Genomic DNA, 14,007 nt, shown 5'->3' with positions numbered 1-14,007 from the left:
TGGCAACCATGAAAGATCTTTATCAATTAGTCAACGGACCTTGGGTAGAAAATCACGTTGTCCCAGATGATCGCGGTGTGGATGGCACCTTCCACGCGCTGCGCGATGAAGCAGAAGAACTGGTTCATGACATCGTCAAAGACAACGATGCTCGCCCCGGCAAGCTGTATGCATCCTTCATGGATACCGCGGGCGTCAACAATGCCGGCATGGCTCCATTGGATGCGGACCTTGACCGCTTGAGCGCCGCCGATCCCACGGAATTGGCGCACCGCTTGGGCGAGCTCGAGCGCGAGGGCGTGGGGGCGCCGGCGACGTTCTGGGTGGAAAAGGACTCCGGCTCGGAAGAGGCCGTTGCCTATATCGTGCAATCCGGGCTAGGCCTGCCGGATGAGGCCTACTACCGCGAGGAAGCGCACGCGGAAACGCTGACCGCCTACGAGAAGCACGTGGCGGAGATGCTGGGCTTTATCGAGCCCACCCGCCTATTTGGCCTCGGCACCGAAGTTGCCGCCGAGCGCATCGTCGGTTTGGAAAAAGAACTGGCGGCGGGCCACTGGGACGTGGTTTCTACCCGCGATGCGGTAAAGACCAATAACCCGTGCGAGTTTTCTGAGCTGCCCTCCATCACCCAAGCCTTGCTCGCCGGCGGAAAGCTGCCGGAGCACCGCGTGGTCAATATGATGCCGTCCTACCTGGAGCACCTGGAAAAGCTCTTTACCGCTGACCGCATGGCTGATTGGCAGCTGTGGGCCACCTGGCACATCCTGCGCTCCCGCGCGGCCCTCTTGCCGGAAGAAGTAGGCGCAAAGAACTTCGAGTTCTACGGCACCCGGCTCTCTGGTGCGACCCAGCAGCGCGACCGCTGGAAGCGCGCGGTGGGCCTGGCAGAAAGCCTGGTAGGAGAGGAAATTGGCAAGGAGTTCGTGGACGCGCACTTCCCAGAATCCTCCAAGCGCGAGATGGATGAGCTGGTGGATTATCTCATCGCTGCCTACCGCGAGCGCATTTCCCAGCTGGAGTGGATGACCCCGCAGACCCGCGAGCGCGCCCTAGAAAAGCTTTCCCAGTTCAAGGCCAAGATTGGTTTCCCCGATACCTGGCGCGACTACTCCGGGCTGGAGATTTCTGACCAGGGCGCGGAACTGATTGCCAATGCCCGCGCCGGGTCCGCCTTTTCCCACGACTATGAACTGACAAAGATTGGCAAGCCCGCCAACCGCGACGAGTGGGTCACCACCCCGCAGACCGTCAACGCCTTCTATAACCCGGTGGTCAATGACATCACCTTCCCGGCCGCCATCCTGCGCCCGCCGTTCTATAACCCGGATGCGGATGCCGCTGAGAACTTCGGCGCCATTGGTTCTGTCATCGGGCACGAAATCGGCCATGGCTTTGATGACCAGGGCTCGCAATTCGATGGCCAGGGCAACCTGAACTCCTGGTGGTCCGATGAAGACCGCGCGGACTTTGAGGCGCTCACGGCAAAGCTGGTGGAGCAATTCGATGGCCAGGTGCCTACGGTGCTAAAGGATGCTGGCACCGAATCTTCCGGCGTCAACGGCAAATTCACCTTGGGTGAAAACATTGGTGACCTAGGCGGACTGGGCATTTCCGTGGTGGCCTACAAGAATTACTGCGCCGATAAGGGCATTGACCTGCTGGGCCAAGAAGAAGAATTTGTGGTCGACGGCGCCGAGCCGGAATTGGCCGAGCACACCTACAACGGTCTGCAGCGCTTCTTCTTGTCCTGGGCCCGCGTCTGGCGCACGGCCATCCGCCCGGAGATGGCGACCCAGTACCTGGCCATTGATCCGCACTCGCCCGCGGAGTTCCGCTGCAACCTCATCGCCGCGAATATCGCCGAATTCTACGAGGCCTTCGACGTAGACAAAGACTCCCCGATGTACCTGGCCCCGGCGGACCGCGTCACCATCTGGTAAATTAGTTCTTCCCCGAGCCTGCCTTGTGCGCATCATGTGCACGCGTAGGCTCGGAAATATGACTGATGCACACGATAAAGATCCGCACCGGCCGCTAGAGCCCGGCCAACAATGGCGCATCGGCGGGCAAGACCGCCAGATGAGCGAGGAAGAACAGCTAGAGCAGCTGGTTTCTTATATCGACGCCCATTATGAGGCGCCGGATTTCCGCCCGCCTTGGGTCGGCGGTGGCTCGCCGGAGGCGGACCAGTATTGCGCCCTACTGCCAGACCGCATCACCCACGCCGCCATGATGGTGTTGGGCACCGGCGTTAATCATGCGCTTCCGGGTACGGCGTTTACGGACGGCATTACCGTAGACTCCGCCGAGGTCGGCGCCATTTTTCGCCCCTCTGAGCCCACTGGCCGGTGGGCGGTATCGTTGCACTCCGGCGGCTGGTGGCGCGGCGATGGGAAGGCGCTGGAAATGCAGTGGCGCCCCGAGGTTGCCGCCGCCGCGCAGCTTTCCGGCACCACGATCATTGACGTGGATTATCCGCTCGCGCCGGAGCATACGGTCAAAGACATGGTCGCGGCGGTCAACCGCGCCATTGATTATGCCCGCGAGCAGGGCGCCTCCCACGTCACCACGTGGGGATATTCTTCCGGCGGTGCATTGGCAGCGCTCGCGCCTGCCGATGCCCTCTTGCTCACCTTCCCCGACTTCGGCGCCCTAGCCAACCTGCCGGAGGACTACCGCGTGGGCTATGAGCTGCCTAAACAATTCCCTGAGACCTTCGTGCAGACCGCGACCGAGGATGAGATAGCCGATCGTGTCCACATTCCCCAAGCTAAAGAGCGCGATTATGTCTCGACCCACCGCGTGTCCACCCCGGCCGTGGCGCGCCAGCGGGTGCAGGATGCAGCCGAATTTTTGCGCGGTGAGCTGACGCAATAAAACCGGCTGCGGCTGGCTGCACAGCTAGGGGCGGTCGCTATTGCTCGCCCTCTGGCCGGATCTTCATCTCGGACTCTTTCCACAGTCCAGAACGAGTAACGTCCTCATAATCGATCTCTGCCTTGGCCGGGGTATTGCCCTGTGAATCGGTACGCAATTCGTACTTTTCAATGGCGCCCCAGTCGCGCGCCCAATCGTTATTGAGGTAGCTCGGGATTTCGTAGGAGTAGTTCACCGCTTCCGCAGTGGACATGGCACCGCCGCCGGAGAAGGATTGGAAATCCGTCAGGGAGGTTTGCGCCGCCGCATCTGGGAGGATGCGATACTCCGGAATCTCGGTTACGCCGGCGTAGTGGTCAAAGGTGCGCTGGCAGGGGAACTGCAGAGCCACCGCCCAGTCCAAGAGCGCGGGCTTTTCCGCAGGGAACTGGTTATTGATGCTGTCTAGTTCCGGCACGCGCGGCGGGGTGAAGGCTAGCCAGTCATCTTCATCGGTGGAATCGTCCTCGGCCACTAGGCGCACGACATTGGCTTCTTCCGGCAATTCATCCATGGGCAGGCGCAGGTTGCGCCACTTGGGGGTGGCGCCGACATCGGAAAGCTCTTTTTCTCCCTTATCGGTGACCTTGCCATCCTCATCAATGGTGCCGTATTCCAAGGTGAGCTCCATGCCCTCTTGTTCCACATCATTGACATCGTGGTGATAAATCTTGCCCGCGGCGCTGACAGCCAGAACCGGGGTATTTTCCGTAGTCTCCGGCAGGTGATACCACTTCGTGGTTACCTGGGACAGCGACTCTTGGCTTTCGGTGTAGGAGCCCAAGACTGGCACGCTGGTGTAGTCCAAGTTGAAGGGCAGGTGCATGGTCGAGCCATTGACGCCCTTCGTGCCGCGGACACCGCCTTCAGACGTATCGGTGCTTTCTGAAGCCTTCTTCCCAGCGCGGCGGGTCTCCTGCGAATCATCAGAAGAATCCCCGCCCGATTCCTTATCCGTCCCAGCGGTGGCATCGTCTTGGCTGGTGGAGTCGGAATCTTGGGAGCTATCTCCAATGGCACCCACAGAAGCAGAATCCTGATCCTCAGGCTCGATGGATTCGGGGATATTATTCGGCCCGAATCCGTTGCTGGTTTCATCCTTGTCTACCAAGGAATCGCCCAAGTCCCCATCCACCGGGGTGAGGAAGGAGTCATTGGTATTGGTTTCTACCAAGGTTTCATTGGCTAGCGAGCAGGTATCACCGCGCAAGGATGCTAGGTTGCCCTTGCCCACTGAGTAGGAATCCGCCTGGGCGACGGTGGCCTTGGCAAAAGAAGCCATCGAAAAAGCCACCACAATGGCGCAGGCTACCGCGATGGGCGCGGACATGATGCCGGCCGAGCGCGATACCTTCGCGGCGGCTTCTTGCTTGAATTCTTTTTCCGTGCCTTCCTCTTGGGCCTGCAATTTGTGATGGCTGTGGCGCAAGGATTGCACCACGCCGACCGCGAGGACGACCAAGGAGATGGCGAGCAGGATCGAGTTGGCCTCAATACCCTTGAACTGCACCGTGCGGTCCCACCATGGGATGCCGAAGGAGGATACGTACCACCAAGCATTCCAACCCGCGAAGGAGATGGAGAGCAAGAAGAGCACCGCGGCGATGCTAAAGGTGCGGGCGCGCGGGGAGCGCAACGCAAACCTGGATAGCACTACGGCAGCCAGCGCAGCGATCACCCCGGCGACACCGGCATAGATACCAAAGTGGTGCGTCCACTTGGTCGGGGTGAACATGAGGAAGAACATCGACAGCGCCACGATGATGAGCAGACGCTGGGTGGGGCCGACTGCGGCACCAATAACGCGGCGGTCCTTGATAAACGCAGCCAGGATGAGCACCAAGCAAAACAGCATGGTGAGTACGGCGAAGCGGCGGGTCAGCGAACCATCCACGGATTCTTGGAAGAGCGTGGAATAACGGGCGTATTCGGCATACCACGGCAGCGACGGGCCGACCTCCGAGCGCACCCGGGTGGATTCAGCGACGCTGGCCAAGGTCTGATCTCCAAAGGCAGCGACGATGATGGCAGTGCCGGAAGCCAAAAATGGGGCAACCAAGCTAAGCCAACCGGTAGCGCCACCGCCCATGGCGGGCACGCGCGCGGCCATCGCACGGAAAAGGTGCGGCAGGCTCACGAGGAATACACCAACCGCAAAAAGGCCAGTGGGGCCGGCGGCGAGCGTAATCGTGGCAGCGATGGTGCCTACGGCTGCCGGCAGCAACCGGTGGGTGGCAATGGCGCGCTCAAAGGATGCCCACGTCACCATCACGCCTAGGGCCACGATCGGTTCTGGGCGGGTGCCGTTGTTATACGGCAGCCAGAAGGCTAGGAACATTAGTGCGGCGGTCCAGTGGCTGACGCGGCGGGCATCGACGATGTCCCCAAAGCGCGGCAGCATTTCCCGCGAAAGAATGAACCAGATAATGAGCCCCGAAATTAGTCCGGGCAGGCGGACGAAGACCGACGCCGTGGAAATCTGCGATAGTAGCGCGACGAGGTCATAGTACGGTGAGCCGAATGGTGCCTCGGGCACGCCGTACCACCGGTAGTAGTTGGCCATGTACGTGGCGTTATCGAAGACGCGGCTCATAGAGAAGATGAAGCCATCGTCAGAGGTATTGGCACCGAAGATGTACCAGAGGCCCAAGACGGCGGCGACGACGCCATCGAGGGGGCGAATCTTCTTCCACGTTTCTGGCATGAAGCGCAACTTTTGCCCATCAAGGCGGTCAATGCGCCACAGGCAGAACAGCGAGACAATCACCATAGCGACGCCGAGCCACATCGCGATGGACTTAATCAGCGAGGGAGAAGAAGTAAACCGCGAGTTGATATCGACGTGGATATTCAGCCCGTCATCGACCAAGTTCTGCACATTGGCATCATCTTTAAGCTCGGTATACACACCGGTGACCTGCGGGCGCAGGTCATCTTCGGTGGTCTTTTTGTGTTTGCCGACGCTGACGGTGGTGCCGTCACCGGTGGCGGAGATGTGCAGCTGGGCGTCATCGGAAAGCTGCGCTACTTCTTTAGCGCTTAAGGTCAGTAGGACCTCATCGAGCGAGACCACAGACAAGCCGTCATCGCCGGAACGGACAAATAGGCCGCGGTTCGATGCCTTCTTGGACTCGGGTGGGACGGTGCTGTAGACCATGTTTTGGCCATCGCGGAGCTCATCCACCGCGGACATGGGGATGGTGGCCTCCAAGTTTTCCGGCGCCACGGAGATAAGTGGTGCATTGATAGATTGCAGCGAATCATTCTGCGGCCAATCAAAGGAAGACTGGGTTTGGTTCACTGGCAATAGCGGGGTGGCTATAAAACACAGGAAACCAATTAACCCGGCGATGATCGCGGTCCAGCGCAACCCGGCAGGGGCTGTGGCGATACTTAGCCCGGAGGGGCGTGCTTCTTTCGATTTCGTTTTAAGGCTATCTGACACGGCGATTAGTGTACGTCAGTCTGGCCCAAGTTCCCGTGTGCACGCCCCGATAACCCCGGGGAAGTGTGGGTGAACTTACTTGGTTCGCACCGCCGTTACGAATGGACCCGTTTGCTCCAGCTCCCAGCCTTCCGCAAAGACCTCGGGGTTGAAGAAGACTGCGCGGTAGCGAATATTTGGCTGGTTAGGATAGATATCCTCAGCCAAGTGCACCTTGAACCCATCATCTTTATTGTCGAGGTCGCCGCGGAAGATGATGGCATCCGGCCCGCGCCACGGTGCGGAATCGAGGGATTTTTGGAACTCTGCAGGAGTAGAGTCCCATGACTCATCCGCCCAGGCTTCAATCTGGTCATTGCGGTGTTTGAATTCCCCGAGGGGATTTGCATAGTGGCTGGTAAAGGCGTTAAAGCCCCAGTATGGGTAGTAAGCCATGAAGGTTTTTTCATCCGTGAGGACTACCGTTTCGTTGGCCGTATAGCCCTGATCCTGGATGAAGTTGTGGATATCCAGATAATAATGAGCGGAATCGCTGGTAAAGCGATCCGCGCGCTCGCCGTAACCATCGGTATCACTGTAGGCGTGGTCGATGGCATCTTCGTTTGCCTCGGGAATCTGCTGGGCATAATGGACTCCAGCCAAGGCGAGGAAAATGCCAAAAACCGCCGTAATCCGCTTATTGGCCGTGTGGGAGAAACTAGCGGGGTACAGGCGGTGAATACCGGCTGTGCGGACTTCCGCAAGGGCAAGGATACCCGCCGTCGCGAACAACAGCACCACGATGACCTCAAGGCGGAAGCTCAGTAGGGTGGTGCCGACCAAGGTCATCACCATGGACAGCACCGTCCATACATAAATGCCTATGATGGACAACCCCAGCGCGCGGACTTCCGCATCTCGCAACCGGATGATAATAAAGATTAGACCGGCAAGACAGAGGAATCCCACGATGCTCAAGGAAAGGAACGGCACCGGAATTTGCGTGCCTTCTTCCGGCAAGTAGTGCTGCGCGGTGGCTTGCAGGGGTGCGGTCGAATGCAGAACCTGCCAGAGGTATGGGGCCCAAGCGATGGCTGCGATGGCCAGCGATCCCACCGCGATGATGACTAGGCGCACGATGGGTCGCCACGCCCGGTCGTACAGCGCGGTGAAAACGGCGATCAGACTGACCACGGTCAGCGCTGCCGCGCCGGTGAACAAGGTATAGAAGGTAGCGGAGATTCCGAGGTAGATAGCGACCGCGGCGGTAGACAACGACGATCCTTTGAATGCGCGCGCGCTTAACACCGCGATGGCGGGCATGCCCATGGCGATGACCGCGGAATAAGGCTCTTCCGCCGCGATGGTCAAGGTAATGGCGGTGGTGGTAAGCGCAATAGCTGTTCCCACCGGCAGGGATTTAGTGAGGTGTTGCCAAATGGGAACGAGGATACAGCCTGCAACCGCGATGGAAATCAGGCCCCACGGCTGATAAACCTCCCAGCCGGGAATACCCAATATGGAGCCGAGCCGTCCGCCTAGCCAGAACCAGCCCAGCGGGTAAAACGTGGGCATGTCTAGGTAGTTCATGTCCGCATAGCCCATTTGATCTACTGACCGGGTAAGGAACTGGGTGCGGAATGCCTGGTCCACCTGCACGCCATCGAGCCATAAGCGCGAGGCAGACAGCGGCAGGCCCACGGTGGCAAGGGTCAATAAGGCGGGGGAGAGATACGTGATGGCGTAGGTCACCCACGTGCGCCAGCGCGGGCGAGAGAAATTCTCCTTGTAGTGGTCATAGAGCCACCACGCGCTAAAGCCACCTGCCAAGGCCAACGTCAAGATCACGCCGACCGTACACAGCGCGCGGGTGACCATGGAGGTATTAAAGGAGGGCAGGGAGACGGTTTTGAAGGCATACCAGCCGAAAAGCGTAATTGCCCCGCCGCCCAGCGCTGCGAAAATAATGCCCAGCAGGGTGCTGCGGTGCGACATGGCATCGGCGTGGTAGGCGGTGGTGCGTTTCTCCTCGCTCACGGGAACTGCTTGGGAAGGCGTAGCTGGGCTTGTCATGCCCTTTAGTTTCGCATACCTTAATCACTCTTCTGGGATTAGGCGCGGTGTGAGCTGGCTTATTAACTAGCAAAGCGCGCAGGGCCGCGGGCCTTGAGGAGCCCGGCATACCCTGCGCGCAGGAACTGGTTAGAACGGCAGCTTGCGGAAGATGGGCTGCGGGATGAACTTGAATGCCAGCGATACGTACTTGAACAGCGGGTGGACGTAGATGGACTGCTTGCCATCCAGTACCGCCTGCACGGTGGCCTTGGCCACGTCAGAGACATTGACGGTCAGCGGGGCATCGCCGGCCTCAGCGGACATCTTGGTGCGAACCTGGCCCGGGCGGACGACGAGCACGTTGGCGCCAGAGCCGCGCAGTGCTTCATCCAAGTTGATGTAGAAGCCATCCACGCCGGCCTTGGAAGCACCGTAGACAAAGTTGGAGCGGCGCACGCGCATGCCGGCCACCGAGGACATCGCCACGATGGTGCCGTGGCCCTGGTGCCTGAACTTTTCACCCAACAGCACGCCGACGGAGACGGGCGCGGTGTAGTTGGTCTGGGCAGAAGCCACGGCCTTGTCGTGGTTTTGCCACAGCTCTTCCTGGTCACCTAGGGTGCCAAAGGCCACGATGGCGATATCGACATCGCCGCGCTCCCAAGTCTTATCGATGACCGCCGGGTGCGAGTCAAAGTCGGTGGCATCAAAGTCCACGACCTCGACTTCCGCGCCGCGGGCCTCCAGGTCAGCCTGTGCCTTCTCGATGCGCGGGGACTGGGCGCGGGCGGCCAGGGTGACCTTGGCGGGTCCGCGCTCGAGGAATTCGGCGACGACGCCGAGGCCGATTTCAGAGGTACCGCCCAAAAGCAGGATGTGCTGGGCTTGGCCTACTGCATTAAGCATGGTTTAAAAAATCTCCTTCATGAGGGGTGGTGATGAGTCCAGTGATTAGTGCAGCTCGAGGCGGCGGGACATATCGGAGGCAAAGACCCCGGTGGGGTCGATGTCATTGCGGGTCTTGAGCCAGCCTTCTAGGCCCGGGTACATCTGGTGGAAGTTCTCGGCAGAGGTGCGCGATTCCTTTGCCAAGTACAGGCGGCCGCCAAACTCCATGACGCGGCGATCCAGGTCATCGAGAAGCTCGCCCAAGCCCGGGCGGATGGGGAAGTCCACGCAGACGTTCCAGCCAGGCATCGGGTACGACAGCGGCGCGCGGTTTCCTTCGCCGAAGAGCTTGAATACGTTCAGCGCGGAGTAGTGGCCGGAGCGCTGGATATCGCGGATGATCTCCTTGAATGGCTCCACGGCCTCCGTGGGAACGACGAACTGGTACTGCAAAAAGCCCTTGGAACCGTAGCCGCGGTTCCACTCGCCAATGAGATCGAGCGGCTGGTAGAACTGCGTCAAGTTCTTTACCTGGTTCTTCGCCGGCGCGCCCATGGTGTAGTAGGCCAAGCCCACAGCGGACAGGCTGAGCTTATTCAGCGTCCAAGACGGGAAGATATCCGGCACGGTCATCAGCTGCGGAGCGTTGAACTTGAGCGGATCCTTCGCCAGCTTGGGGGCCAATTCCTCGAGCTGCGCCAAGGTGGCCAGGGAGCCGCGGGAAATGGTGGAGCGGCCCAGCTTCGGCTCTGGGGAGATGACATCGAACCAGGCGGAGGAATACGTGTAGTTGTGCTCCGAACCATCCGAGTGGAAGGCAATGGTTTCTTCCAGGTTATCGGTGCGATCCGTATCCGCGATGAAGTAGGCGGTCTCCGTCTTGGTCATGCGGATGGTAGCGCGCAGGATGATGCCGGTAAGGCCCATGCCGCCGATGGTGGCCCAGAAGAGGTCACCGCTCGGGTCATCCTCGCTGCCCTCTGGGGTGAGGTGGAGAACGCGGCCATCAGCAACCAGCAGCTCGATGGAGACCACGTGGTTGCCAAAGGAACCGGCGGAGTGGTGGTTCTTGCCGTGGATATCGGGGCCGATGGCGCCGCCGATGGTGACCTGGCGGGTGCCCGGCAGGACCGGAACCCACAGGCCATAGGGCAGCGCGGCCTTCATGAGCTGGTCAAGGGTGACGCCACCATCGACATCAACAAGCGCGGACTCCGGGTCAATGGAGTGGATCTTGTTCAGCTTTTGCATGTCGATGACCAGGCCGCCGCCATTTTGGGCGGGGTCACCATAGGAGCGTCCCATGCCGCGCGCGATGACGCCGCGGCGCAGGTGGGCGGGCTTGTCCGAGTTATCGTCCGCGACCTGTGCCACTGCATTCTTGATGACGTCCACGTCTTCCGTGGACAGCACATGGGCGGTCGTGGGGGCGGTGCGGCCCCAGCCGTGCAGGGACTTTTCGGTGGTATGTAGTTCCATCTCTTACTCTTTGCTCGACGGATTGTATCGATGTACCAGCCTACCTAGCTCATAGTGCGGTGGCTGGAGTGACGTTCGTGATATTTAAAACAGCTTGGGGCACACAGACTGCCCCGAATGCGGCGCTTTAGAGATCCATGATCTCGCGGATTTCTTCCGGCAAGTCCGCTTGGGACTCAATGGTGGGCCCTTCATAGCTGCCCAAAATCTCGTACACGCGGCGGCGCGAAGTGGAATCCAAAATCGGCATTTCCTCTGCCATCAGGCGCGTCATAAAGGGGCTAAGCGGCAGATTGGTGTGCTCTGTTGCTTCAAAATGCCCGTTGCGCTTATCGTCCTCGGCCCGCTCATCCTGAGCGGCTTGCTGGGCGGGTGTCATATGCTCTGTCTTTTCCGAGTACATGCGCAATAGCTTACCGCCGCTTAGAGTGGTCGCTATGACAAACAACCGCGAAGCAGCAGAAGAATCCCGCGATAATTACGCCCTCGATGACACCTTGGCCGGCCGCATCACCCAAGCGGCCGCACAGGGCATCGTCACCTCCTACCCGGACTGGATTAAATCCACAAAGGGCCTTATTACCGCCTACGTTTTGTCCACGATTGGTTTTGGCGCATTGGTGGCCTATACCAATGCCCAGGCCGAAGAGGACGGCGATGAACCGCGCTCACCGCAGGAATTTGCGGATAAGGGCCTGAAACTCTGGGCCATTTTGGCGGCGGTGCTCATTTTGGTGGGCCTTGCTCTATGGGCCGATGTATCCGTGTCTCGCAAGGTGGTGTCTTTCCTGCGCAAGCGTGGCGTTAAGCGCCCGTGGACGCTGTTGGGAGCCATCGGAGCGGCAACTACGTTTATCATCAGCGAGCTCGAAGCGCGCGATATAGAAAAACTGGCTTCTTAAAATTTGCGTATGGTGGGGCCCATGAATGCAGGGGTCACCGATATTTCACAGGCACGGGCTCGCCGTGCCGACCCGCTGCTGTCGCTAAAGCGGGAACCGCTCACCGTCATCTGCCAAGCCTCCAATATCCGTGCGGATGGGGAAGTCCACCGCCAAATCGGTTTTAGCGATGCGCTTACCTTGCATGAGCTGCAGAAAGTACTACACATCTGCTTTGGTCTGCCGGATGAAAACTCCCCGTGGCACTTTTACGAGCACAGCGATGCCCGCGGCCCGCGCCTTGACCCAGAGCGTCAAGCCTCCGAATTCCTTTGGCGCGAGGGCGACCAGATCGATTTTGTGTGGGGCCTCTGGGACTTTGAGCTGGTGGTCGCAGAAATCTATCCCCGCGATAATGGCACCCCCAGCGCGCTGTGCGTGGGCGGCTCGGGCAACCTCTTCGCGCCCTTTGAACTTACTGCGGTGAACCGGGAATTGACCGGTGAAAAAATCACCGATGAAGTTCTGGCACAGGTTAAACCCCAGGTAAGGGCGCTCATCGAGCGCACCAAGCTCTATGACTTTGTTCCGCTCTTACAGGCCATGGATTTAAACCGCGGAAGCGATCTGCCGGCGGCCACGGCTGAGGCGCTGGCTAGCCTGCCGTGTGAAGTCACCAATGAGGGAAAAGATGCCTTTTGGTCCATGGCCTTGGCGCTGTCCTGCATGGGTGGTGACGAGCTGACCGATTCCGTGGTGGAAACCACCATGGATGCCTTGGGCTGGGTCAACGATGATGGCAACACCTTGAAAGGTGCGGAGATTCGCGCGCTGTGCGATGCCTCCTTGCACCAGCTATCCCAGATTGGTGCCTACGGCAAGGACGCCGCCGCGCCGGTGTACCGCCTAGACATGTACCGAGCGCTGCTGCGCGGGTAAGCTAACTGCCTGTGACTAATCCACTTGAAGATGCTGCAGAAGTAAAGCGCCCCTCCAGCTCTTTGAAGCAGCAGCTGGTGCGATTTATTGCGGTGGGTGTTTTTGCCGCCGTCATTGACTATGGGTTGACGCTGTTATTGACCCACTTAGGTCTGCACCGCTCTGGGGCGAAGGCGATTGGTTGGGTCTTTGGCACCATCGCTGCCTATCTGGCCAATGCGCGCTGGACCTTTGGCACGAAGGTGTCCGGCCGCACGGCCGCGACGGTGGGCGTGTTATACGTATCCACCTTTGCCGTGCAGAATTTCTTGTACTGGGTGCTCAATGAGCCGCTCATTTCCTTAGGCTTTGAGGGCGCGGTGAAAGACACCATCGCCTTCGTCATTGCCCAAGGCGTGGCGACGGTGACCAACTTTGCCATCCAGCGGGTCTTTATCTTTAAAGAAAAGTAGGCACGCGGCGCCTTAGGAGCGATTTCCGGGGCGGCGGAAATCCTCGCGGCGCCCGCGGTTGTGCAGCTTCAACCACTCCAAGAAGCCGGCCGGATCGTGGCGTTGGACCAGGAAGAACCAGCCAAAGCGGGCAAATTCCTGGGGCAAGAGCTTCCGCATGCCGCGCTGCCACAGCAGGTAGCCGCGGTTGCGGTAGGTGAAAAAGCGCTTGAACTCGCCTTCTGGGTACTGGGTATGCATCTTGCCGCCCAAGATGGGCTTGAACTCATCCGAGCCATCTGGGTGGAGGTAGCTGGTGGTCAAGGCGGTGCCGAAGGACAGCCCGGAGTTGACCAAGCGGCGGTGGTAATCCACCTCATCGCCGCGGATGAAGAGGCGATAATCCGGCACGCCGATGGTCTGCATTGCCGCGGCGGAAATTAGGGCGCCATTAAACAGGGAAGCGATCCCGGGCAGGAAGTCTCCTTCCAGCTCCTCCATGCGGCGGCGCCACACGAGCCCTTGGCGCAGCGGGAAGGCAAGGCGACCGGGATCGTTGATATTGCACACGGCAGGTGAGACTTCGTGCAGGTTATTATTTCCTGCCACGCGGTAGAGCTCTTCTAATACGCCGTAATCGGCAGGGCAGCCATCATCATCGGCGCACCATACGGCATCGACACCCAGTGATAGCGCGGTGAGAAAACCTAGAGCGAAACCGCCCGCACCACCTAGGTTGGTCTTGGACGGCACGTAGACCGCGCGGTCGCCTGCCAGGGATTCCACCACGTCACGGACCGCATCCTCAGCGCCATTATCCACCACGATGACCCACTGCACGGGGTGGGTTTGGTTGACTACCTTTTCGAGCGAGGCGCGCAGCAATTCCGCACGCTGGTGGGTGACAATGACGGCAGCGGTGGTACCGGTGGAATCAAGGGTGGCAGTCATGCGTTCCATCTTGCCACCGGGGGATGGATCTGCTGCGGAT

Annotated in this window: 11 protein-coding genes; 5 read left to right on the top strand and 6 right to left on the bottom strand. The window is 59.7% G+C overall.

The genetic code is table 11. The features are described 5' to 3' along the window. Positions 1 to 8 precede the first annotated feature (8 nt). Together MHX65_RS08315 and MHX65_RS08310 are read left to right on the top strand one after the other, a co-directional pair. Positions 9 to 1,943, top strand: a complete 1,935-nt coding sequence (locus MHX65_RS08315; protein WP_239269656.1) for a M13 family metallopeptidase — start codon at positions 9 to 11, stop codon at positions 1,941 to 1,943. A 58-nt stretch (positions 1,944 to 2,001) separates the two neighbouring features. Then, positions 2,002 to 2,880: an alpha/beta hydrolase gene (locus MHX65_RS08310; protein WP_239269655.1), complete on the top strand. Its 879-nt coding sequence runs from the start codon at positions 2,002 to 2,004 to the stop codon at positions 2,878 to 2,880. 37 nt (positions 2,881 to 2,917) lie between these two features. Here MHX65_RS08310 and MHX65_RS08305 read toward each other — a convergent pair whose 3' ends face one another. The 5 genes from MHX65_RS08305 to MHX65_RS08285 all read right to left on the bottom strand — a co-directional run bounded on the left by MHX65_RS08305 (position 2,918) and on the right by MHX65_RS08285 (position 11,168). Then, positions 2,918 to 6,364: an arabinosyltransferase domain-containing protein gene (locus MHX65_RS08305; protein ID WP_239269654.1), complete on the bottom strand. Its 3,447-nt coding sequence runs from the start codon at positions 6,362 to 6,364 to the stop codon at positions 2,918 to 2,920. Positions 6,365 to 6,439: 75 nt separating this feature from the next. Continuing rightward, positions 6,440 to 8,416, bottom strand: a complete 1,977-nt coding sequence (locus MHX65_RS08300) for a galactan 5-O-arabinofuranosyltransferase (protein ID WP_239269653.1) — start codon at positions 8,414 to 8,416, stop codon at positions 6,440 to 6,442. Positions 8,417 to 8,545: 129 nt separating this feature from the next. Next, complete coding sequence (locus MHX65_RS08295; protein WP_239269652.1) at positions 8,546 to 9,304, bottom strand: decaprenylphospho-beta-D-erythro-pentofuranosid-2-ulose 2-reductase; 759 nt, start codon at positions 9,302 to 9,304, stop codon at positions 8,546 to 8,548. 45 nt (positions 9,305 to 9,349) lie between these two features. Then, positions 9,350 to 10,765, bottom strand: coding sequence for an FAD-binding oxidoreductase (locus MHX65_RS08290; protein ID WP_239269651.1), 1,416 nt, complete (start codon positions 10,763 to 10,765; stop codon positions 9,350 to 9,352). Positions 10,766 to 10,892: 127 nt separating this feature from the next. Then, complete coding sequence (locus MHX65_RS08285) at positions 10,893 to 11,168, bottom strand: hypothetical protein (RefSeq protein WP_239269650.1); 276 nt, start codon at positions 11,166 to 11,168, stop codon at positions 10,893 to 10,895. 34 nt (positions 11,169 to 11,202) lie between these two features. Between MHX65_RS08285 and MHX65_RS08280 the strand changes: the two genes are divergently transcribed. From MHX65_RS08280 to MHX65_RS08270, 3 genes are read left to right on the top strand one after another with little or no spacing between them, the layout of a single operon-like run. Continuing rightward, a complete protein-coding gene (locus MHX65_RS08280; protein WP_239269649.1) occupies positions 11,203 to 11,667 on the top strand; it encodes a hypothetical protein in 465 nt (154 codons plus the stop codon). A gap of 9 nt (positions 11,668 to 11,676) precedes the next feature. Further along, positions 11,677 to 12,585 (top strand): plasmid pRiA4b ORF-3 family protein, encoded by a 909-nt coding sequence (locus MHX65_RS08275; protein WP_239269648.1) that lies wholly within the window; start codon positions 11,677 to 11,679, stop codon positions 12,583 to 12,585. An 11-nt stretch (positions 12,586 to 12,596) separates the two neighbouring features. Next, positions 12,597 to 13,037, top strand: coding sequence for a GtrA family protein (locus tag MHX65_RS08270; RefSeq protein WP_005280656.1), 441 nt, complete (start codon positions 12,597 to 12,599; stop codon positions 13,035 to 13,037). A 12-nt stretch (positions 13,038 to 13,049) separates the two neighbouring features. On the opposite strand, the gene glfT1 is transcribed toward MHX65_RS08270, so the two are convergent. Beyond that, positions 13,050 to 13,976, bottom strand: coding sequence for a galactofuranosyltransferase GlfT1 (glfT1, locus tag MHX65_RS08265; protein WP_239269647.1), 927 nt, complete (start codon positions 13,974 to 13,976; stop codon positions 13,050 to 13,052). Between the last annotated feature and the right edge of the window lie 31 nt (positions 13,977 to 14,007).

The organism is Corynebacterium sp. ACRPS, assembly GCF_022346005.1.
Classification (GTDB): domain Bacteria; phylum Actinomycetota; class Actinomycetes; order Mycobacteriales; family Mycobacteriaceae; genus Corynebacterium.
The sequence above is the reverse complement of the archived record's forward strand: the minus strand, read 5'-3'. Positions and strand labels throughout refer to the sequence as shown.